Raw genomic sequence first — 17,858 nt, forward strand, 5'->3', positions numbered from 1 at the left:
TCGAGGGCTCGACCTGGCCGTCGCGCTGCCGGCGAGCATGCGCCAGCCGCCGCTGGCCAGGTCGAGCCCTCGCCTGAGCACGTTGCCGCGCAGGCCCAGCACGCTCATCGTATTGCGCACCAGGGCATAGGCGCTGACCACGCTGGACAGCACGCCCAGCAGCGAGCCGAGCCCGAACACCAGGCCGGCGACCGCGGCGACTACCGTGCCGATCACCCGCGCCGCGCCGCTGTGATTGGTGATGAAGGCGTTGAGCTTGGTGAGGGCGCCGACGGCCATGTCGAGGCCGCTGTTGTAGAGCGGCGTGACGGTTTCGCCGATCAGCGCCTTGAGCGTCTCGAACTTGGCATGCAGGTCGGCTTCCTTGGCGCGCGTGAGTCCGCTGGCGGCCTGCGCGCTGGCGTCGACGCCGGCCGCCTTGCTGCCGCTTTCCTCGTCCTGCTTCATGTCGGCGCGATGCTGGTAGATCGACATGAGCAGCTTCGCGGCATCGGCATTGGGGAGGATCGAATTGAGCAGCTCGGCGACCTTGTCGTCGTCCTTGATGCCCTTTTTCGCGAGCGCGGGCACCAGCACGGCGTCCACCCAGGCCAGCGGCGAGCGTTGCAGCAAGGCGTCGCCTCTCAACGCGCCCTGGTCGAAGCCGGTCACGGCGCCGTCCTTGCCGTGGTGGACCGCCTTGCGGTCGATGAAGCCGAGATCGACCAGGTTCTGCGTGGCCTTTGCGGTGGTGTGTCCCTGCGCGAGCTGGTTGACCAGGGCGGCCATGCCCTTGCCGGCGGCCGCGCCGCTGCCCACCGTGTCGAACAGCGACTTCATCTGGAAGTAGAGCGCGTCCGTGCTCAGGCCCTTGGCCGCATCGCCGCCGGCCTTCATGAAGCCGGCCCACTCGGCGGGCTTGATGTCGCCGGCCGAGATGTTCATCAGCTTCTGGATCGCGTCGGTTTCCCGCGCAATGCCCGCGGCATCCTTGAAGCCGTCGCGATCGTGCGCGACGGCCAGCAGGGCCGTGACCTTGGCGTTGTTGGCCTTGGCTTCCTTGTCGTCGTACTTGGCCAGGTTGCTGAACTGCATCTTCGCCGTCGCGGTGCTGAGCGTTTCCGCCAGCGCCTCGGTGTCGGTCATCTGCAGCGAGTCGCGCATCAGGCCGAGGCTGCCGGCCATGCTGATACCGGGCGAGTTGGCGGTGCGCGCGTAGCGTTCGGCCTGTCGCGCGGTCTGCTCGTCGACGCCGAGCGCGCGGATCTGCGCGCGCGCGTCGTCGACCTCCTTCGAGGCGTCGATCGCCTTGTGCAGGCCCTCCAGGACGGACTTGCCGGCCTCGCGCAGCGACTCGCCGGTTTCCTTGAAGACCTTGGCGTTCTCCTCCAGTTTCTTGCGGCGTTCCTCGGCCTGCGTCGCGCGGTCCAAGGCTTTCTTGGTGTCGGCGATATCGGCGTTGAGCTCGCGATGGCGGGATGCCAGCTCGCGCGTGCCGAGCCCGGCGCGGCCGAGTTCGTCGCGCAGCTCGCGCACCGCCTGGGTCTGGCTCTTGTGCCGGGTGCCGAGCTCGATCAGCGCGCCGCGCGCGCTGGCCAGCTCGCCGATCATCTGCTGCGAGGGCGGCCCGGAGGCGCGCATGCCGCGCGACAGCGTGTTGAAGCGCGCCTGCGCGGCGGCCAGCTCCTTCGAGGTGCCGGCCAGCTCGCCGCGCATGGCGCGGAACGACTTCACCGAGTCCTGCTGCTTGCCGAGCCTGTCGAGCTCCTCGCCCAGCTTCTCGATGTCTTTGTTGAATGCCTCGGCGGGCTTGGACGCGCGCTTGAGCGCGTCCTGCGCGGACTGGGTCCAGGCGGTGATGGTGTCCAGCATCACGCGCAGCTTGTCGGCGTCGTTCATGTTTCCTCGTGTCCGCTACGTATCCGTGCGCGTTCGCGCCAGTCCATCAGCTCCGTCAGGGAGAAGCCGTCCATCTCGCGCGGTGCCCAGTGGAACACCGTCGCGATATCCGCCATCGCGTCTTCTACGCGCTCGGGGATTCCATGCTCGCTTTCAGCGACTTCGGCATCAAAAAACCGGCGAAGATGCCTCCCAGCGAGACCAGGTCGGCGGGGTCCATGGCGCGCACGTCGGCCGCGGTCAGCGCCGGGCTCGTGATGCGCGGCAGCACCTTGCACAGCGCGTCGACGTCGAGGTTGACGAGCGCCGACAGCGAGGTGCCGCGCAGCGCGCCGGCATCGGGCTTGGCCAGCCTCACCTGGGTGATCGTCTGCTCGCCGCGCGCGATCGGCGTGTCGAGCGTGTGCGTGTTCTCGGCGTTGTCGCTGGTGCTCGTCGGATCCTGGTTTTCCGTGTTCATGTCGTCACTCATGGTGGCTAGGTTGAGGTGAGGGAAAGCGGTGCCGCGCCGGTCGGCGCGGCCGGGGTGTTACAGGCCGATCGCGTTGCGCAGGCCGGAGGCGAGGTCCGTGCCGTTGACGTTCTCGATCATGTTGATGAAGTCGAGTTCGATCAGCACGAAGCCGTTGATCGACAGCTTGTAGTAGCTGGCGTTGGTCGTGACCTTGAAGCTGGTGTCGTCCTTGACCTTGGCCTTGCCCATGTCGATTTCCTCGTGGCGGCCGCGCACCACGATCTCGACCGAGTCGTACTTCGCGCTGTCCTCGGCCTGGTAGGCGCCGGCGAAGCGCAGCAGCACGCCGTCGTGGGTAGTGATGCCCCACTGGCCGAGCACGTCTTCCATGAACCCGCCGCAGGTCCAGACCAGCTGGATTTCCTCGTTGCCGAGGTCCAGCTTGACCGGGCCGCTCATGCCGGCGCCCTGCCAGGATTCGGTCTTGCGTTTGAGCTTGGGCAGCTCGAGTTCCTGCACCTCACCGGCGAAACGGTTGCCGTTGTAGAACAGGTTGAAATTCTTGAGTTTGCGTGGCATTCCCATCGTGTCTGACTCCAGGTTGGGCCGTGGTTAGGCCGTCACGCGATCGGCGAAGGTCGCGAGATAGCGGTCGGTGAAGCGCTGGCGCAGCATCAGGTTCTCGAGCGGCGGCACCGGCGTGTAGTCGTAGTCGATGTACATCGCGCCCGAGGCGAGCTCGTCGGAGGTGTTCGGCTCCGGGTCGTACCAGGAGCTGCCGCCGATCAGGTAGCCGTTCGAGATCTGGCGGCGGAACCAGCCGTTGATGTTCTCGATGATGTCGCGGGCCAGCGACGGGTTCAGCGCGCCGTCGACGTTGCCCATCTGGGCCTCGGCCAGCGAGTCGGCGATCACCTGCGCGGTGCGCGTGTAGTTCTCGAACACGAACTTGGTGTCGGCCGCGCAGGTGCGCGAGCCCCAGAAGCGGAAGCCGTTGTAGTTCACCAGCGTCGTCACTTCGTTCTCGTTCAGGTAGCCCGCGTCGGTGGCCGGGTCCTGCAGGTCCCAGGACACGTCGGCCGAGATGCCCGTCACGCCGTTGACCACCACGTTCGAGAGCGTCTTGTGCCAGCCGATGTCGTTGTCGATCTTGGCGCGCAGGCCGGCGGCGATGGCCGGCGCGGGGATCGTCACGGTGGTGCTGGTGGTGCTGTCCCAGCCGAGGAAATCCGGCCACACGACCATCAGCTCGCGCTGGCCGAACTGCTTGCGGTAGGTGACCGCGTCTTCCTTGGTCTTGCAGCCGTAGGCCGAGACGTAGACGAAGGCGCGCAGCGACTGCGCGATCGGCGCCAGCGCATTGGCCACCGCCGGCGTGTCCAGGCCCGGTGCGACCAGGATGCGCGGCTTCACGCCCAGGCTCGCCTGCGCGGTCAGCAGCGCCTTGGCGCCCGTGTACTTGCCGTCGGCGGTGACCGTGCCGATCACGTTCGAGGCGGTTTCGGCGTCGTCCTTGCCGTCCGGCACGCGCACCACGACCGTGATCGGCTTGGTCTGCTGGCCGATCGCGTTGAGCGTGCGGTACAGCGTGCCCTTGGTGCCGGCCTTGCCGAGCGCCGAGACCACGTTGGTCAGCAGCACCGGGGTGTTGAGGGGGAAGGTGGCGTCGTCGGCGTCGGAGCCCGTGCAGACGATGCCGAGCACGGCCGTCGAGACGGAGCGGATCGGCGGGCCGCCGTCCGTGACTTCGATGACGCGTACACCGTGGTGGTAATCCTGCGGCATAGCTAAATCTCCAGTGGTGAGAGGGGTTCGGGGTGATGCGGCGCGCGGCTTACGGCTGCGCGGTCGAGGTCGGCGCCGGCGCGCTGGCCGTCTCCGACGTCGATTCCTGGGTGGACGCGGCTTGCGCGGTCGACGTCGGATCGGTCGTTGCCTGTTGGCTGGACGGATCCTGGGTCGGGTTCTGGGACTGGTCCGAGGCGGCGGGCTGCGTGGTGCCGGTGTTCGAGTCCGTCGTCGTGCTCGTCGTCGCGTTCGTGTCGGCAGGGGTGGTCGAGCTGGTCGGATCGGTCGACGTCGACGTGCTCGGCGGCAGCGGCTCGGCCTTCGGCGGCAAATAGGGCGCCGGCTGCGACGGCCACACGATCGCGTCGGGCGAGCTCGCACCCTCGAAGGCGGAAACCAGGGACATCTGGTACGCGGCCCAGGCCTTGAAGTAATAGATGCCCTCGTCGTCGAGCTGGCCGGCCGCATAGGCGTCGGCCTTGCCTTCGTTGGCCTTCCGGGCCTTGGCCATCAGCATGTCGAAGGTCTGCTGCGCGGCGGCCTGCTGCTCGGCGGCGATCACCGAGGCGGGCACCACCCAGGCGCCATCCACCCACGCGTGGCGCGGCGACGGACGCGGCTCGGTGGTCAGGCCCAGCTCGTCGGGCGTCTTGCCGGCCACCGAGATCTCGACCGGCTCGCCGGTGTCGGTGCGGTAGCAGATCCGGCCGCGATAGTCGGGCAGCAGGAACCAGGCGCCGTCGCGATAGAACGGCCAGCTGGTGGGCGTGCGTTCCGGCGGCGCGTCGAGCGTCGCGTTGGCGGGGATCAGCCAGCGGCCGTCGTTGCGCGGGTCCGCGTCGGGCTGGCCGCTGCTCAGGTACTCGCCGGTGGACGAGCTGTAGTGATGGATCAGCATGGTTGGTTGTCCGTAGGTTTAGTAGGCGCGGATCATGGCGAGCAGCGCGATGTTTCGGGGGCGGGATTCGTTGCCGCCGTCGGCGTTGATGGTGACGGCGTGGGTGTGGCCGCCGGCGGGGTTCATGCCGATATCGTGGCCGTGAGCTCCGTCGCTATCGAGCCAAATTCCGGTTCCGGCCGGTGTCGTCGATGCGGTTGCGTCGCCTACCCAGCACCAGGTGGATCCGCCGCTCTGCGGTTGCGTATTGACCTTGGTGTTGTACTGATGCACGTGTCCGGGGTCGTTCACGTGGTGATTGTGTGCAGCCACACCACTCGCCCATGCACCGTGCACGTGGTCCGCCACAGCGGTGACTGTCGTGCTATGCGCGTGCCCTCGGTTCTGGCTGTCCTGCCAGGAGCCGATCGTGCGGTTCGCGTCGATGCTGCCCACGTCGTCCCATCCGCGAATGAATTCACCGCGCAGATCGGGAAGCCGGAAGTCGCTCGAACCGTTGCCGGTCGAGAAGCATCCCTTCCAGCCGTTGTGCCAGTCGTTGTCCGAGACCAGCGCGCCACTTGCCTGGGCATAAGCCCAGAGCTCGGGGTAGTCGGCGCGATTCACCGAAAAGCCGTTGGCCTTGAGGTAGCCGGCGCGCACCGTCGCGCGAGGCTCGAAGACGATCTGGCCGACCGAGGCGCTCGAGATCGCCGAGAGCACCCACTCGGTGGTCGCGAAGTGCTGCGAGCGATCGCCGGCGGCGGGCGTCGGGCCGTACACGTTGCTGTTGAAGTGCGTGCCGTCGGCGGCGAACAACACGATCGCCTGGGTGTTGCAGGTAATGCCGAACTGGCCGTCGGACGTGTGGTACAGACCCGTATCGGGGGCGCCGTCGTTGACAAAGGTCAGCGAGGGCAGCAGGGAAGTGCCCTCGTCGAGGAACAGGCGCTTGCCGGGGCCCATCGTGACGTCGCCCGAGATGGTGCCGCCGGTGCGCTTGTCGAGCGGATCGACCATCGCCTCGGTCCAGACGCGCTGTCCGTCGACGCGGAAGGTGCGGTCGGCGATGTAGTACTGGAATGCGCCGTGGCTCGGCGTCCACCACCCGTAGCCGTCCTGGTTCGAATACAGGAAGCCGTCGATTGGGCCGACTCGTACCGAGCCCTGGTTCTGATTCAGGCCGACCTGCAACTCACCCAGCACGGCAACCGTGCCGCCCAGCGTGGTGCCGTTCGCGCTGGCGTCAATCATGACGCGGCCGTTGGCGTGCTCCCACGAGAACGGCCTGAAGTCGCTGAACTGCCCGGAGGAATCTCCCTGCTTCGTAGACAGCAGGTAGACCGAACGACCGTCGTTGCGAATCATCGCGCCATAGTCGCCGCCGATCGCACGGAAATTGGCCCCGCCGGCATCGAGCTGCTGCGATGTGATGCCGTTCGTCACGTTGACGTTGCCCGCTACCTGAAGCAGATTCCGGCCGTCATCGGCCGTGGTGCCGATCAGTACGCGTCCCGACGGCAGCACGCGCATGCGTTCCTGGTTCGCCGTGACGAGCGAGGTGACGCCGCTGCCGGTTGCGCCGAGCATGGTGTTGCCGTCGCCCATCGCCGCGAAGTAGGCGGTGAGATCGTCGGTGTTGACGATCGCGCGGGCCTTGCCGCGGCCGATCGTCAGGGCGCCGAGTCCGACGATGTCGCCGGCCGACTGGATGGTCGAGACGCCGTCATCGTTGATTGTGCCGAACAGCACGCGCGCGCCGTAGGTCAGGCGCATCACGCGAGCCATGTTGCTGTCGTCGCGAGTGTCGTTCGGTTTGCCGTTGAGGCGGAAGTCCAGGTACTCGGTGCCCCAGATGCCGTTATTGAAACCCGCGTTCAGCGAAGCGATGACACGCGGCGATCCGTCCGCCACGCGAGGGTCGTTGAAGGTGGCGAAGAGGCGGATCTTGCCTTCGCTGCCGTGCTGCGCATCGGTGGGCGAGACGTTGATTTGCGCGTTGTCGCTACCCACCGTATTTCGCACGCTGACGGCGCCATTGAACGTGCCGCCGTCATAAGACATGTACCGCTTGGCCGCGCCCAGCGGCGTCACCGCGCGTACATCGTCCGTACCCGCCCAAACCTCGTCCTGCGTGGCCAGCTCGACCACGCCCTGGCGGATCGTCGTTGCAGGCGGGTTGAGAAAACTCGTCGATCCGAACTGCAGCTGCGAGGCATCGATGCTCGCGAACACCGCGTCGGCCGCCAGCAGCAGGATCGCCGAGGGCGACTTCTCCATGATCGCCGTGTCCTGCACATACACGCCGAACAGCACGCCGTTGTCGAGATAGAGCCCGAAGCCGAACAACGAATACTGGTCGTTCGTATCGTCCTGGATCACGACGTGGATGGTGTCGGGCGCGACGTTGTCGCCGCCGAAGGTGGTCACGCGCTTGCGCTCGTTGGGCAGCGCCTGCAGGCCGCGATCGAAGGCGAAGCTGGCCGTCGCGAGGCCGATCGAGACGACCTTGCGTGCCGTGGTGCCGGTATTGCCCTGCGCGACCAGCGCGGCCCGCCCGGCATCGGTGATTTGGATCAGGTTTCCTGCCATGTTCAGTTATCCGTGAGGTTCAGCCTGCGATAGAGAGCCGCCTGGGCGCCGGCGCCGATGCGTTGCCTGCCGCTCGCGCTGAAGCCCTGCGTGAGCGTGTAGTGCGCGCTGCCGCGCTTGGCGCGATCGACCTCGGCGATGATGTCGGCCACGTAGTCGGCCGTGACGGGCACGTTGTCCCGCTCGCCCACCGTCAGCACGATTTCGAAGGTGCCCGGCTGGCCCGGCGGCGCAGTCTCGAACCACTCGCGCATCGCCACGTTGGCGCCGAACGAGGCGCACACCTGGCGCACCGCCTCGGCCGTGCCCTTGATGCGCGCGATGCGGATCGCGGCCTTGACGCGCGCGCGCTTGACCTGCTCGGGCCAGTAGTCCTTCCAGGTCTCGACGCCCATGTGCCAGGCCAGCCACGGCAGGAAGGCGAGCGGGATGCGGTCCGGGTCCATCAGCGTGTCGAGCGTGACCGGGATCGCGCCGAGCGGCGCATTGGCCTCGGCCAGGCGCTGCTCGAGCACGGTCGCGTTCGGCGGCAGCAGCTTATTCATCGGCCACTCCGCCATCGACCAGCTCGATGCCGGTGCAATACGGCGCCTGGCCGGCCGTGATCGGCACGCCTGCGGCGGGCGAGTCGAGCAGCACCTTCTGCACGCCCGGCACGCGCAGCGCCGCATAGAGGCCGTCGAGCGTCACCTCCATGCCGATCCGGTGCATGTCGCTCGCGAACTGGGTGACGCGTTTCTGCGCCTCGGCCAGCGCCACCGAGCGATCGGGGCCGGCGAAGAAGCGCAGCGTGGCGTGGATCGCGTAGGGCACGATCTCGGCGCTCTGCACGATCACCTGGTCGGCCTGCGGACGCTTGCCCTCCAGCTCGGCGCGCACGGCGTCGAGCAGGGCCGCGTCGGCGCTGCCGTCGCCGTCTCGCGACAGCACGGTGACCACCATCACGCAGGGCTCGGGGCTTTTCGCCGAGGCGGACAGCACGCGGCCGTCGGCCGAGCGCGCATGGAATTCGTAGGCCTCCTCGGGGCCGGCCACCGAGAAGCCGCGTGGCGCGAGCTGCACGCGCTCGCGCAGGCTGTCGTCGTCCTCGTAGGTCGGCGCGATGCCGTTGTCGGGGTCGCCCGCCGAGATCTGCAGGCGGTCGACGTCGAACAGCGCGGCGATATGGTCGAGCGTGGAGCCGCTCGCATAGGCCAGCAGGATGCCGCGCGCCTTGTCGTTGACCAGCTGGCGCAGCAGCATCTCGCGGTAGGCGCTCTCCTGCAGCAGCCGCGCCAGCGGCTCCGATTCGAGCGCCAGCGTGGCGGCGAGCTCGGCCTGCTGGTCGGCCGGGTAGAGCGCGAGCAGGCTCGCGCGGCGCTCGGCGTAGAGCGTCTCGAAGTCGATGGTGTCGACGATGTCGGGCGCCGGCAGCTGCGAAAGGTCGATCGGCGTCGTTCTCATGCGGGGGCTCCGTTCGTGACCGGCACGCGTAGCGTGACGGCCTCGTCGAGTTGGTCGGTCCAGCCCTCGATGTCGAGGGTCTGGCTGCCGTCGAGCGGGTCGTCGCTCGAGGCGCTCAGTTGCACGCTGCTCACCGTGAGGCGCGGTTCCCAGCGCATCAGCGCGGTGGCCGTCGCGGCGTACAGGCGCACGCGCGTGGCGCCGTTGTTCGGCGCGTCGACCAGCTCGGGCAGCTCGGAGCCGAAGCTGCGGCGCTGCAGGCAGGTGCCCAGCGGCGTCATCAGGATTCGCGTGACCGATTGCGCCAGGTGGTCGGCGCCGGAGATCGAGCGGCCGGTGACCGCGTTCATGCCTTTCATGCGCCTCCCGGAAGCGGTTGACTGGTGATCGCGTTCTCGCCGCGTGCCTGGTGCGTGTGCGAGACCAGGCTGACCTGGCCGGCGATCACGTCGCCGGTGAAGGCGGCCGAGCCGTCGATACGCATCACGTTGCCGCCGCCGCCGTCGGTACCGCCCTTGCCCGTCATGCCCGATTCGAAGGCGAACGGGCCCTTGACGGTCATCGCGCCGGTGCAGGTGGTGGTCTGCGCGTCGAGCGTGACCGTGTCGGCCTTCACGGTGGCCTCCCTGGTCTCGATCGTCACCGACACCGGCGCGACGATGCGCACCGTCGCGCCGGCCGGCAGCTCGGCCAGTAGCGCATGCGCGGCGTGGTCGTAGCTGATGCGCGCGCCGTCGGTATAGACGCGCGTATGCGTGTCGGGCGAGTTGTCGGGCTGCGGCGCGGCATCGGAGTAGAAGCCGCGCAGCGCGACCGCCTGCGCCGGATCGCCCATCGGCGCGAGCAGCACCACCTGTTCGCCGCGCGTCGGCGGCAGCCATTCGCGCGTCGCGCCGGCGGTGCCCGCAATCCAGGGAATCCAGTTCGTCTGCAGGCCGTCGTCGTCGGTCTCGCCGATCGCGACCCGGCACAGGCCGTTCGCATGATCGACATCGAGGATCGATCCCTTGCGTACCGCGTTGCGTGCCTTACGGTGAATTTCGTTCGCGTCCATGTCGATCATGTTGCCGTCGTGACGCTTGCCGGGCGAGCGATGGCATGTGTGTTCGCATCGAGTACGTTTGGAGTCCGGATGGATTCGACTAGGCGAGGGCGAATGCCGGATAAGTCGTTGCGAGCGCAACTACATGGGGAATGGAAGATTGGGGCGAGAGAAACGCAACGAGCCGCTTGAAGCGGCTCGTCGAAGGTGAGGCGGGGAAGAGGCGGGGTTCGGCAGCTCAGGCGATCAGGGCAGCCATGGCGAATCCGCGTCGATCACGTATTGGATGACACGCTTGCCGTCGGCGCCGACGCTGACCATCACGCTCTCCGACAGTTTCAGCTTGATGTCGAGGTTGACGCGATCGTCGGCCAGCAGGTTCGCGTAGAAGGTGAAGCCGGTGCGCCAGAGATCGGGATTGGCGACGATCGCGGGCTCGTTCAGGCGGATCCACTCGAGCAGGGCGATCGTCACGTTGTCGATATCGGCGGCGGTGGCCCACAGGTTGACCTCGCAATCGTATTCGTAGTCGAACGAGGCGCTGCGCGCGCCGGTCGAGACCACCGCGCCGGCGCTGATCGACATCAGCATGGCATCGGGCGTGGCGACGAGCGCGGGCACCGCGGCGAGGATCGCGGCGCGCAGGCTGGCGGGCTTATTCATGGGCGCTCACCCCCGAGGCGATGGCGGGCGCGGCGGCGCTGGCGCTGACGCCGACGCCGGCCTGGCAGGTGGCCACCATGTCCACCTCGGCGGCGCAATTGGCCCAGGCCGCGCGCGCCTGGTTCAGCGCGTCGCTGAGCTCACCGTTGCTGCGCGGGTGCATTGCCGGCAGCGTGCAGCGCGTCACCGTCGCGCAGGCGTTGAGCGTAATCGTCGGCGCCGGCGAGGGCGGGACTGGCGTGCAGGCGCACAACATCGTCAGGCAGGGCAGTATCGGCCCAGGCGCGAATCGCTTGGTTCTCATCGATCAGTTTCCGCAGTTGCTGTTGATAGGACGCGAGCCGCGCGTCGACCTGGCCGCGCGTGCGCTCGAGCTGCGCGCGCTGCGCGTCCTGCTCGCGTACCTGGCTGGTGAGCCGCGCGATCACCGCGTCGCGCGCGTCGGCGTCCTGGCGCGCCTGGCTGGCGGCGGCCGTCGCGCCGGCCAGGCGCTCCTGCAGCAGGCGCGTGTACTCGTAGCCGGCGCCGCCCGCGGCCAGCACGGCCAGCGCGATGCCGAGCTGCAGGCCGGGCAGGCTCGGCAGGCTCATGCGGCCGCCTGGTCCGCGCCGGCGTACTTCTGGTAGGCGCGCTCGAGCCGCACGTCGTAGAGATTGCGCGCGTAGTCGCGGCCGTTGTAGGCGGCGGCGAAGTCGGCCCATTTGCGGCCCTTCAGCGCCGCGAGCAGGGTCTTGTCGGCGAGGATGAAGCGCACGAAGGCGTCGAGCTGCGCGCTTTCTCCGGTTTCCATGCGCGACACGAAATCGTCGACGCTGGCGTAGCCGAGCCGCTGCCAGTGATAGCCCATGATCTGGAACGCGCCCCAGCTGGCGGCCTCGTAGGCCGAGCGCGCGTCGATCCGGGCGGCCGCGTCGAGCCGCACGTATTCGGCGGCGCCGCCCTGGTAGCCGCCGGCGCTCGGGTTGACGATGTCGGGGCTGGCGGCGGCCGCGGCGCTGGCCGCGTCCTGGCCGAGGTTGGCGACGAGTTGCCGGTACATCACGTGGCGCTCGAACAGGATCTTGGGCCGGCCGTCGCCGAGGAAGCCGGCGCCGTTCGACTCCACTTCGTTGACCGCGCGCACGCAGGCGGTCGACACGCCGAGCCGGTTGGCAGCGGCCAGCAGGTCGGCGTTGGTCAGGTCGCGCGGGTCGCGCTGGCCGGTGGCGAGCGCGTTGTAGGTCTTGGGGCCGGCGATGCCGTCGACCACCAGGCCGGCGGCGGCCTGCACCGCCTTCACGGCGCGCTCGGTGGCTTCGTCGTAGATGTGGGTGACGGCGAGCGGGTAGCCGGCGCGCACCAGGCGTTGTTGCAGCAGGCCGACCTCGGCGCCGCAGTCGTTGAAATGAAGGACGTTCACGCTTGCTTGCTCCGCAGTAGATGCGCGATGTCGCCACGCGCGAGATGGACGAGGATGGCCAGCAGCACGGCGAGCGCGGCCTGGAAGAAGCCGGTGGCGCGCGCGTGCAGCAGCAGTTCGATGCCGGCGCCGCCCGAGACGGCGACGATCGCCCAGGCGGCCCAGGCGACGTGGAAGCGGTGCCGGGCGCCGTTGCGGCGATAGACCAGCACGCGCACGATCACGGCGAGATGGGCGGCGAACGCGACCAGCGCATAGGACAGGTGCATGTCATTGCCCCTTGCGCAGGAAGGCCAGCAGGTCGGCGCTCTTGACGCGCTCGATCAGCGTGAGCGTGACGGTGATCACCAGCGCCGCGGCGAAGAACGCGGCGACGCCGGCCGAGCGGATCGGCACCACGTTCATCAGCTCGGGCGCGGCCAGGTAGCCCATCACCAGCGAGATCAGCATGTAGGCCGCGCGGCGCGCGATGCCGAGATCCTTGGCGGTGACCACCACCAGGGCGGCGCCGGCGAAGGCGCCGATCAGCGTGTCGCCGTCGATGCCGGGCGAGATGCCGACGATGCCGAGCGCGGCGAACAGCGCGGCGGCGGTGGAGATATTCGGTTCAGCCATGCGTGGTCGCCATGTTCAGTTGAAGAGTTGCAGGAGCGGGCGGACCTGGTCGATCGCCACCGGCGCAGGCATCTCGACCACGGTGCCGGCCGGCAGCGCCACGCCGAGCGCGGCGATGCCGGGATTGGCGGCCATCACCGCCTCGACCGTGCCGGAGGTGCTGCCGTAGTAGCGCCAGCACAGCGCGTCGAGCGATTCGTCCTGCAGAGCGGTGACCTTCATCGTCTTGCCTCCTGCTTGGGTTGGCCCGGGGCGCACGCGCGGCGCGAACCGGGGCTCGTCGAGAGCGGGGCGCGCGCGGCCGGCGTGAGGCCTGGCGCGCCCAGGTAATGCGCGGAGATCCGCACGAAGCGCTCGACATGACGCGTGGGCGCGCTGTCGCGATACGGATTCGGTGTGTCTTGCTTCGCCATCGATGAGGCCGGACCAGGGGTGATTGAGCTGGTGTCCATGTTCGGCATTCGCGCCGGGCGGCTCAATGGGCGGGGTTTGTCGGGGAGATGGGGACAGTGAAGGGCGGAGCGTGCTACGTCGCGAGGGCGATGGCGGGCGAGGCGTAATGCGCGGGTGGGGCGGGGATGCCGTGCAGCCGGATTGCAGCTTGGGCGGGCTGGCGCGAGCTTGATTGAGGTGGCGCAGCCTTGGTTTTGCGCTGCAGCTTGCGCGCAAGTGCTTGACCGGAAAGGCTTCGCGGCGCGTCGATGAAACTCCGAAGGCAGGGGTTGTATGTCCGGCTACATCCCGCAGCCGCGCTTGCGGATGAAACGAAGAATAGCGTGGCCGCCGGCGACGAGACCGAGTGAAATCACAAAGCTGAGTGCCAAAAGTACACCGGTGACAACGCTGTCTTGCCCTTCGGATCCGACTACGTCAAAAATGCGAAAGAGCGGTGCCAGCATATCGAAGCCACGCTCGCTGTACAGCCAGAGCGGAACCGCATCGATACGGGTCACGAGGAAGAACACCGGGATGACGAGCATGATCGCGACCACCAGCCTTAATAGCTTTTTCATCGGACCAACACCGTTCCGTAATGCCTGATATTTGTGCCCGGGATGAGTTTGGGCGGCTGTGCCAAGAGATACCTTCGTGGCTTATCAAATTGCGACTTGGATACCAAAGCAATGCATCCAGTGCATACGCCAAGCAGGCCATTGGGATGCAAACGGAAGTTGCCGCGCTTGATGCCATTCACGATGGCGTGATCCCTCAAGGAATCCCAAAGCCACCCAAGCCGCCCGCCGCTTTGTCGGTTGACGATGTAGTACATCCCTTTCGGAAGCGGGCCATTGTCTACAAGCGCCGTTGCATCGGGATTGTTGACGTAAGGAGTAGGCACGGCAAATACCGTCCTGGAGTCTGCAAGACAGGTGCGAATCGCTGCAGGTGAGTCGATTGTCGTGACCGGGGCCGAATCACGCTGCCGAGGACGGTAGTTTGGGCGTGTCGAGGACAGCGGCTTTTGCGGGCAGCAGTTCGTCGCCGGAAACGTCGTATCGCCGTAACCAGGCGTTGCTGCTGGCGACAGAGTTATAGACGGGGGCGTCCCCGTTGACCGTGCCTCGCTGAAGAATCGAAACGGTGTCGGCGACAATGGGGCGCAGCGCCGCATTGAGCACTACATAGGCAGGCGGGGCAGATGGCGCCGTGTCGCCTTCCGCGCCAGCCTCTGGTGCCACGCCAGCGCGGATCAGCAAACCTTGAGCGCAGTGCATCAGGTCGTACCAATCCTTCGGCAGTTCGGATTGCAAGGTGCTTAACCCGCCGACCTTGCCTAGCATCGCTTTGTCGATCAGTGTGAGCCAGTCGACAGTCTTGAGCCGGTCCGTGAGATCCCGAACCATCATGGAAATCGGGTTGCCGACATCGATGCCCGGGCCGAGCATTTGCGCTATGAAATATTCGCTGCTTTCGTTTTCGACTCGACCAGGCGGCGACAGATTGACCGCGAATCCTGCGTGCCCATGTATGGCGTCGACCGCTGTCGCCGCTTCGCGGAACAGCTGCACAAACGGTTCAGGGTTGGCCCTTACGACCGGCGCCGGGAACGTGAATACCAGCACGTCGAGGCCTCTGGTGCCGAGATCGGCCTGAAATTGCTCGATGCAGAACGTGGTGAATTCGTAAAACGAGGCTTCGCGTGCGGTATCACCGCCAACAAACGTCGCATCGAATCCCTCGTTGGCTCCGACACTGGACGCAAGTGACGCCAGCGCCGGCGCTTTGGCGATTGGAAGCGCCCGCTTGCCGTTGAACCACATCCATTTCAACGGTTGCTCGGTGCCGGGCGTCCCTGTGCCTCTGGCGACCGTCACATATCGGTCGAACACCCACGCGAGTGCATCGCGTTTGTTACGCGTGTATCCGCCCTTGAAATACATTGCCGAGCGCACAACCAAGGCGGCACCGATGCCCTTGTGGGCATAGCGAGGCTCGAAAATCGCGTTCGGCATCATGCCGGCCTGGGCCAACCGCTGCAACTGCTTGTGATCGTGGTTCATCGTTGATTCGTTGCAATGTCAGGGAAGGGGAAACGGCATGCGTGGCGACATAGGCCCGCCAAGGCCTCCTTTCAACCCTTGCCCAATGAGTTTGCGCAGCGCCGAAGCGGCCGATTGCGTGCTTTCATCTTGGTTGGGTTGCTCGTCGGAGCATCCGCAGTCGCTTGGTCCCATCGTAGCGAATTTGGACGGATTACCGGCGATGCGCTCATACGCTTCCTGTTGTTTCGGATCGAACTGATCGGGCGGGAATTTGATTTCGACTACCGACTTCAGGTTGTCTTGTGTCGGGGGCGACGATGGATCGTTGACGATTACTACGTCCGGGCGCCGGATGTTACCAACGCCCGGCACGTAACCGTCTAGCCCAGGCCAGTATTTTTGTATCCAGCCCGGTAAGTAGTCGTGCGCTTTCGTAATAACCTGCGAATCCATGATTGGGCTAGGCGGATCGCGCGACATGTCGTAGTTGATTTCGGCCTTGTAGGGACTCTGGTGGTCGCCAATAGCGTCCGCGGTCTTGAGGCGGCCGCTTACACATTGCTGCTTTAGCTTCTGCCCGGTAACGCCGATTGAAGGCATGGCATTACATTTGCAGATGACAAAGCAGAGTGCTTCGCGATCCTGCATGTCGAGTGAATTTCGGCGCACGCGCATTGGATTCGTGCGACCGTCGCCAGGCCCTGTTGCTCCTGCGCCAGTTCCTTGGGCGTAGTTGGTCATGACAAGCTCGAGTTCGACCTTTCGAAGGTCAACGATGATGACTGGTCCGCAGACAACCAGCTTGTGTAACCGTCAGCGTCTGTTTCCCCCGAAACGGTTTGCCCGTTCGAGCCGGTAACGGTATAGAAATGGCCGATGACCGGCCGGTCGGTGTCGTCATCCAGTACCTGAAAGCGACCCCGTTGCGGCCCGTTATTTGCAGGCTGCGAAAGCACGCTGAGTCCCGCGCCGATCGGCGCAACTGCGCTGCCGCCCGGTCCGGATGCCGGCGATGCGGTGGCGGTTCCCTGGGACGCGATCAGCGTGGCGCCGCATGCGGTCGTGTCGCCGTCGCATGCTACTGCGCGGCCGCCGAAAGTCATGTTCAGCTCGGTCGGCACCTTCACGATCGGGAAAACTCCGTCGCATCGCGGGCAAGCGGCCATATCCCCGATTAGTGCGAGCGATTTTCCGTCTACAGTGTGTGTCGGATCGCAAGTCAAAACGCGGCAGCCGTGCGAAGTCCCGTCGCCTTCACGAATGAACGCGAATCCCATGCTGGTCTCCGATGAAGAAGTCGTTCGGAATGTAGCATGGCCGTTCCTGCACTTAGCCTGTAGGAATTATCGGGCATAGCCGTGTGGTTTGGTCGCAGTTCTTGTAGTCTTCCCCGATACAACGCGCATGGAGTTGCCAATGCCAATCCCTCTCGCAATGCTGTCGCCCCCCCCTATGTGTCGAGCATTCGCTTTGCTTCGAATTGATGAAAGGCGTCCCGGCCGCGGTTGTCGCGATCTTTGCGTCAGCATTGGCGGGGATGATCGCTTACCGGCAATACCGTGTTGCCAAGGCGAAATTGAATCTCGATTTGTTCGAAAAACGTTACGAGCTATTCGAGCATGTCTGGGCCCTGGCATCAGCAGTGATGCACGGCAAGGTAGTGGGCATGGTTGATCCCGTCAGACTGAACGTGACCAACGCGCTGCCGAAGATCGAATTTCTATTCGACGCTGGCATCGCGGCGTACGTTCGCGAGATCAACGAAAGCTCGGCAGAACTCTGGCAGATCCACCAACAGATGATGCAAGCCGGCTACGGCATCTCAACTGAATATGTGGAGCGTCGGCGATCGTTGGTTAGTTGGTTCGGAGAGCAAGCATTGGGTGGATGCCAAGCCCGCTTCGGTGCATATTTGGACGTTGCGAAGTGGTGAGCAGGGTTTGACGGTGTGCTGAAGTGTCCGGCGAAAGTGCAGCTGTGCAGTTAAATTGCCGCCTGCACACTAGCGGTCAACGGCAAATTTACCTTGTTTTGCCTTGAATAAGCGGTTTGCGAGTCGCGCAAGGCATTGATTTAATAAGGTTGCCATTTGTCGCTAAAGCTCCGAAGGCAGGGGGGGGCGAGGCGTCGCCTCGTGATTATCAGCTCAGACGTTTTTCCTGGATGAGCGACGAAGGATGCGGTCAGCCCATCCAACGATCAAGACTGAACTGATCAACGCGAGAAAAAAGCTGATCAGGAGCAGCGAGCCATACAGATAATCCTCGTCCTCTTCGCCACCATACGAGCCGAGCGCACGAAAGATCGGCGCGGCGATGTCCCATCCGTTTCCGTTGTCGAACCAATGCGACAACCACGGCAGGGCGGTGACACCTACGTAGATCGGAAGCGTGAGAAGAAGTGTCAGCACAAGGCGAGCGAAGATTTTCATTTGACTGGGTCGTTTTTCGGAGGTGCGAATCGCGGGTGCCCGCTGAGACGGCGATGAGCGTGTTTGATGCGCGCCCATCCTCCATCGAGCGCCGAGGTCGGTACAAGCCGGCATAACAGCGCAGGCCGTGCAGCGATCGACGGCAACGAATCACCCACGCAAACAATCGTTCCCTATGCAACCATCTCGCTTC

The 17,858-nt window shown here is 65.8% G+C and carries 23 protein-coding genes and 2 pseudogenes; 1 reads left to right on the plus strand and 24 read right to left on the minus strand.

The window, feature by feature from the left end; translation table 11 throughout:
• From F3J10_RS21445 to F3J10_RS21560, 23 genes and pseudogenes are all read right to left on the minus strand, one after another.
• Positions 1 to 1,878 (minus strand): annotated as a pseudogene (locus F3J10_RS21445) (hypothetical protein); the annotation flags it as partial.
• Positions 1,875 to 1,994 carry a GpE family phage tail protein gene (locus F3J10_RS21450; protein WP_013696217.1) on the minus strand — a complete coding sequence of 40 codons (120 nt, stop codon included), beginning with the start codon at positions 1,992 to 1,994 and terminating at the stop codon, positions 1,875 to 1,877. The gene F3J10_RS21450 and the pseudogene F3J10_RS21445, both read right to left, overlap by 4 nt.
• 8 nt (positions 1,995 to 2,002) lie before the next feature.
• The gene (locus tag F3J10_RS21455) at positions 2,003 to 2,338 is read right to left on the minus strand and encodes a phage tail assembly protein (RefSeq protein WP_167242937.1); all 336 of its coding nucleotides are present in this window, start codon (positions 2,336 to 2,338) and stop codon (positions 2,003 to 2,005) included.
• A gap of 69 nt (positions 2,339 to 2,407) precedes the next feature.
• Positions 2,408 to 2,917 carry a phage major tail tube protein gene (locus F3J10_RS21460; protein ID WP_013696219.1) on the minus strand — a complete coding sequence of 170 codons (510 nt, stop codon included), beginning with the start codon at positions 2,915 to 2,917 and terminating at the stop codon, positions 2,408 to 2,410.
• Positions 2,918 to 2,944: 27 nt separating this feature from the next.
• Entirely contained in the window at positions 2,945 to 4,117 is a 1,173-nt protein-coding gene (locus tag F3J10_RS21465; RefSeq protein ID WP_025097759.1) for a phage tail sheath protein, read from the minus strand.
• A gap of 313 nt (positions 4,118 to 4,430) precedes the next feature.
• A pseudogene (locus F3J10_RS21470) lies at positions 4,431 to 5,018 on the minus strand (tail fiber assembly protein); the annotation flags it as partial.
• 18 nt (positions 5,019 to 5,036) lie between these two features.
• Complete coding sequence (locus F3J10_RS21475) at positions 5,037 to 7,589, minus strand: phage tail protein (RefSeq protein WP_167242939.1); 2,553 nt, start codon at positions 7,587 to 7,589, stop codon at positions 5,037 to 5,039.
• A gap of 2 nt (positions 7,590 to 7,591) precedes the next feature.
• Positions 7,592 to 8,149: a phage tail protein I gene (locus F3J10_RS21480; protein ID WP_036035313.1), complete on the minus strand. Its 558-nt coding sequence runs from the start codon at positions 8,147 to 8,149 to the stop codon at positions 7,592 to 7,594.
• Positions 8,127 to 9,032, minus strand: coding sequence for a baseplate J/gp47 family protein (locus F3J10_RS21485; protein ID WP_167233919.1), 906 nt, complete (start codon positions 9,030 to 9,032; stop codon positions 8,127 to 8,129). Before F3J10_RS21485 ends, F3J10_RS21480 begins: the two co-directional genes overlap by 23 nt.
• Complete coding sequence (locus F3J10_RS21490; RefSeq protein WP_025097764.1) at positions 9,029 to 9,391, minus strand: GPW/gp25 family protein; 363 nt, start codon at positions 9,389 to 9,391, stop codon at positions 9,029 to 9,031. Before F3J10_RS21490 ends, F3J10_RS21485 begins: the two co-directional genes overlap by 4 nt.
• Positions 9,388 to 10,086, minus strand: coding sequence for a phage baseplate assembly protein V (locus F3J10_RS21495; RefSeq protein WP_167242951.1), 699 nt, complete (start codon positions 10,084 to 10,086; stop codon positions 9,388 to 9,390). Before F3J10_RS21495 ends, F3J10_RS21490 begins: the two co-directional genes overlap by 4 nt.
• Positions 10,087 to 10,320: 234 nt before the next feature.
• The gene (locus tag F3J10_RS21500) at positions 10,321 to 10,737 is read right to left on the minus strand and encodes a phage tail protein (RefSeq protein ID WP_013696227.1); all 417 of its coding nucleotides are present in this window, start codon (positions 10,735 to 10,737) and stop codon (positions 10,321 to 10,323) included.
• Entirely contained in the window at positions 10,730 to 10,993 is a 264-nt protein-coding gene (lysC, locus tag F3J10_RS36330; protein ID WP_240155672.1) for an Rz1-like lysis system protein LysC, read from the minus strand. The genes F3J10_RS21500 and lysC overlap by 8 nt, the downstream gene beginning before the upstream one ends.
• Positions 10,878 to 11,327 (minus strand): Rz-like lysis system protein LysB, encoded by a 450-nt coding sequence (lysB, locus tag F3J10_RS21510; protein WP_051598449.1) that lies wholly within the window; start codon positions 11,325 to 11,327, stop codon positions 10,878 to 10,880. Before lysB ends, lysC begins: the two co-directional genes overlap by 116 nt.
• On the minus strand, positions 11,324 to 12,136 hold the full coding sequence (locus F3J10_RS21515) for an N-acetylmuramidase family protein (RefSeq protein ID WP_013696230.1): 813 nt from the start codon (positions 12,134 to 12,136) through the stop codon (positions 11,324 to 11,326). Before F3J10_RS21515 ends, lysB begins: the two co-directional genes overlap by 4 nt.
• Positions 12,133 to 12,405, minus strand: coding sequence for a phage holin family protein (locus F3J10_RS21520; RefSeq protein WP_167242941.1), 273 nt, complete (start codon positions 12,403 to 12,405; stop codon positions 12,133 to 12,135). The genes F3J10_RS21515 and F3J10_RS21520 overlap by 4 nt, the downstream gene beginning before the upstream one ends.
• 1 nt (position 12,406) lies before the next feature.
• Positions 12,407 to 12,751, minus strand: a complete 345-nt coding sequence (locus F3J10_RS21525) for a putative holin (RefSeq protein WP_013696232.1) — start codon at positions 12,749 to 12,751, stop codon at positions 12,407 to 12,409.
• 15 nt (positions 12,752 to 12,766) lie between these two features.
• The gene (locus tag F3J10_RS21530) at positions 12,767 to 12,973 is read right to left on the minus strand and encodes a tail protein X (protein ID WP_013696233.1); all 207 of its coding nucleotides are present in this window, start codon (positions 12,971 to 12,973) and stop codon (positions 12,767 to 12,769) included.
• Between the two features lie 512 nt (positions 12,974 to 13,485).
• Complete coding sequence (locus tag F3J10_RS21540) at positions 13,486 to 13,764, minus strand: hypothetical protein (RefSeq protein WP_167242943.1); 279 nt, start codon at positions 13,762 to 13,764, stop codon at positions 13,486 to 13,488.
• Complete coding sequence (locus F3J10_RS36680) at positions 13,761 to 14,090, minus strand: DUF2778 domain-containing protein (protein WP_167242944.1); 330 nt, start codon at positions 14,088 to 14,090, stop codon at positions 13,761 to 13,763. The genes F3J10_RS21540 and F3J10_RS36680 overlap by 4 nt, the downstream gene beginning before the upstream one ends.
• Positions 14,091 to 14,166: 76 nt before the next feature.
• Complete coding sequence (locus F3J10_RS21550; protein ID WP_167242945.1) at positions 14,167 to 15,252, minus strand: type VI immunity family protein; 1,086 nt, start codon at positions 15,250 to 15,252, stop codon at positions 14,167 to 14,169.
• An 18-nt stretch (positions 15,253 to 15,270) separates the two neighbouring features.
• Positions 15,271 to 15,975, minus strand: coding sequence for a VRR-NUC domain-containing protein (locus tag F3J10_RS21555; RefSeq protein WP_167242946.1), 705 nt, complete (start codon positions 15,973 to 15,975; stop codon positions 15,271 to 15,273).
• Positions 15,972 to 16,511 (minus strand): PAAR domain-containing protein, encoded by a 540-nt coding sequence (locus F3J10_RS21560; RefSeq protein ID WP_166914013.1) that lies wholly within the window; start codon positions 16,509 to 16,511, stop codon positions 15,972 to 15,974. Before F3J10_RS21560 ends, F3J10_RS21555 begins: the two co-directional genes overlap by 4 nt.
• Before the next feature lie 206 nt (positions 16,512 to 16,717).
• Here F3J10_RS21560 and F3J10_RS21565 point away from each other — a divergent pair, with 206 nt between their 5' ends.
• Positions 16,718 to 17,167 carry a hypothetical protein gene (locus F3J10_RS21565; protein WP_167242947.1) on the plus strand — a complete coding sequence of 150 codons (450 nt, stop codon included), beginning with the start codon at positions 16,718 to 16,720 and terminating at the stop codon, positions 17,165 to 17,167.
• A 213-nt stretch (positions 17,168 to 17,380) separates the two neighbouring features.
• Here F3J10_RS21565 and F3J10_RS21570 read toward each other — a convergent pair whose 3' ends face one another.
• A complete protein-coding gene (locus F3J10_RS21570) occupies positions 17,381 to 17,665 on the minus strand; it encodes a hypothetical protein (RefSeq protein WP_166914017.1) in 285 nt (94 codons plus the stop codon).
• Positions 17,666 to 17,858 lie beyond the last annotated feature (193 nt).

The sequence above is a fragment of the Burkholderia sp. Cy-637 genome (assembly GCF_011753175.1).
GTDB classification, from domain to species: Bacteria; Pseudomonadota; Gammaproteobacteria; order Burkholderiales; family Burkholderiaceae; genus Burkholderia; species Burkholderia gladioli.

Coding starts and splice junctions, on each gene's coding strand:
- F3J10_RS21450 (WP_013696217.1), bottom strand. CDS start 1,994: ATGGCGGATATCGCGACGGTGTTCCACTGGGCACCGCGCGAGATGGAC.
- F3J10_RS21455 (WP_167242937.1), bottom strand. CDS start 2,338: ATGAACACGGAAAACCAGGATCCGACGAGCACCAGCGACAACGCCGAG.
- F3J10_RS21460 (WP_013696219.1), bottom strand. CDS start 2,917: ATGGGAATGCCACGCAAACTCAAGAATTTCAACCTGTTCTACAACGGC.
- F3J10_RS21465 (WP_025097759.1), bottom strand. CDS start 4,117: ATGCCGCAGGATTACCACCACGGTGTACGCGTCATCGAAGTCACGGAC.
- F3J10_RS21475 (WP_167242939.1), bottom strand. CDS start 7,589: ATGGCAGGAAACCTGATCCAAATCACCGATGCCGGGCGGGCCGCGCTG.
- F3J10_RS21480 (WP_036035313.1), bottom strand. CDS start 8,149: ATGGCGGAGTGGCCGATGAATAAGCTGCTGCCGCCGAACGCGACCGTG.
- F3J10_RS21485 (WP_167233919.1), bottom strand. CDS start 9,032: ATGAGAACGACGCCGATCGACCTTTCGCAGCTGCCGGCGCCCGACATC.
- F3J10_RS21490 (WP_025097764.1), bottom strand. CDS start 9,391: ATGAAAGGCATGAACGCGGTCACCGGCCGCTCGATCTCCGGCGCCGAC.
- F3J10_RS21495 (WP_167242951.1), bottom strand. CDS start 10,086: ATGGACGCGAACGAAATTCACCGTAAGGCACGCAACGCGGTACGCAAG.
- F3J10_RS21500 (WP_013696227.1), bottom strand. CDS start 10,737: ATGAATAAGCCCGCCAGCCTGCGCGCCGCGATCCTCGCCGCGGTGCCC.
- lysC (WP_240155672.1), bottom strand. CDS start 10,993: ATGTTGTGCGCCTGCACGCCAGTCCCGCCCTCGCCGGCGCCGACGATT.
- lysB (WP_051598449.1), bottom strand. CDS start 11,327: ATGAGCCTGCCGAGCCTGCCCGGCCTGCAGCTCGGCATCGCGCTGGCC.
- F3J10_RS21520 (WP_167242941.1), bottom strand. CDS start 12,405: ATGCACCTGTCCTATGCGCTGGTCGCGTTCGCCGCCCATCTCGCCGTG.
- F3J10_RS21525 (WP_013696232.1), bottom strand. CDS start 12,751: ATGGCTGAACCGAATATCTCCACCGCCGCCGCGCTGTTCGCCGCGCTC.
- F3J10_RS21530 (WP_013696233.1), bottom strand. CDS start 12,973: ATGAAGGTCACCGCTCTGCAGGACGAATCGCTCGACGCGCTGTGCTGG.
- F3J10_RS21540 (WP_167242943.1), bottom strand. CDS start 13,764: ATGAAAAAGCTATTAAGGCTGGTGGTCGCGATCATGCTCGTCATCCCG.
- F3J10_RS21550 (WP_167242945.1), bottom strand. CDS start 15,252: ATGAACCACGATCACAAGCAGTTGCAGCGGTTGGCCCAGGCCGGCATG.
- F3J10_RS21555 (WP_167242946.1), bottom strand. CDS start 15,975: ATGACCAACTACGCCCAAGGAACTGGCGCAGGAGCAACAGGGCCTGGC.
- F3J10_RS21560 (WP_166914013.1), bottom strand. CDS start 16,511: ATGGGATTCGCGTTCATTCGTGAAGGCGACGGGACTTCGCACGGCTGC.
- F3J10_RS21565 (WP_167242947.1), top strand. CDS start 16,718: ATGAAAGGCGTCCCGGCCGCGGTTGTCGCGATCTTTGCGTCAGCATTG.
- F3J10_RS21570 (WP_166914017.1), bottom strand. CDS start 17,665: ATGAAAATCTTCGCTCGCCTTGTGCTGACACTTCTTCTCACGCTTCCG.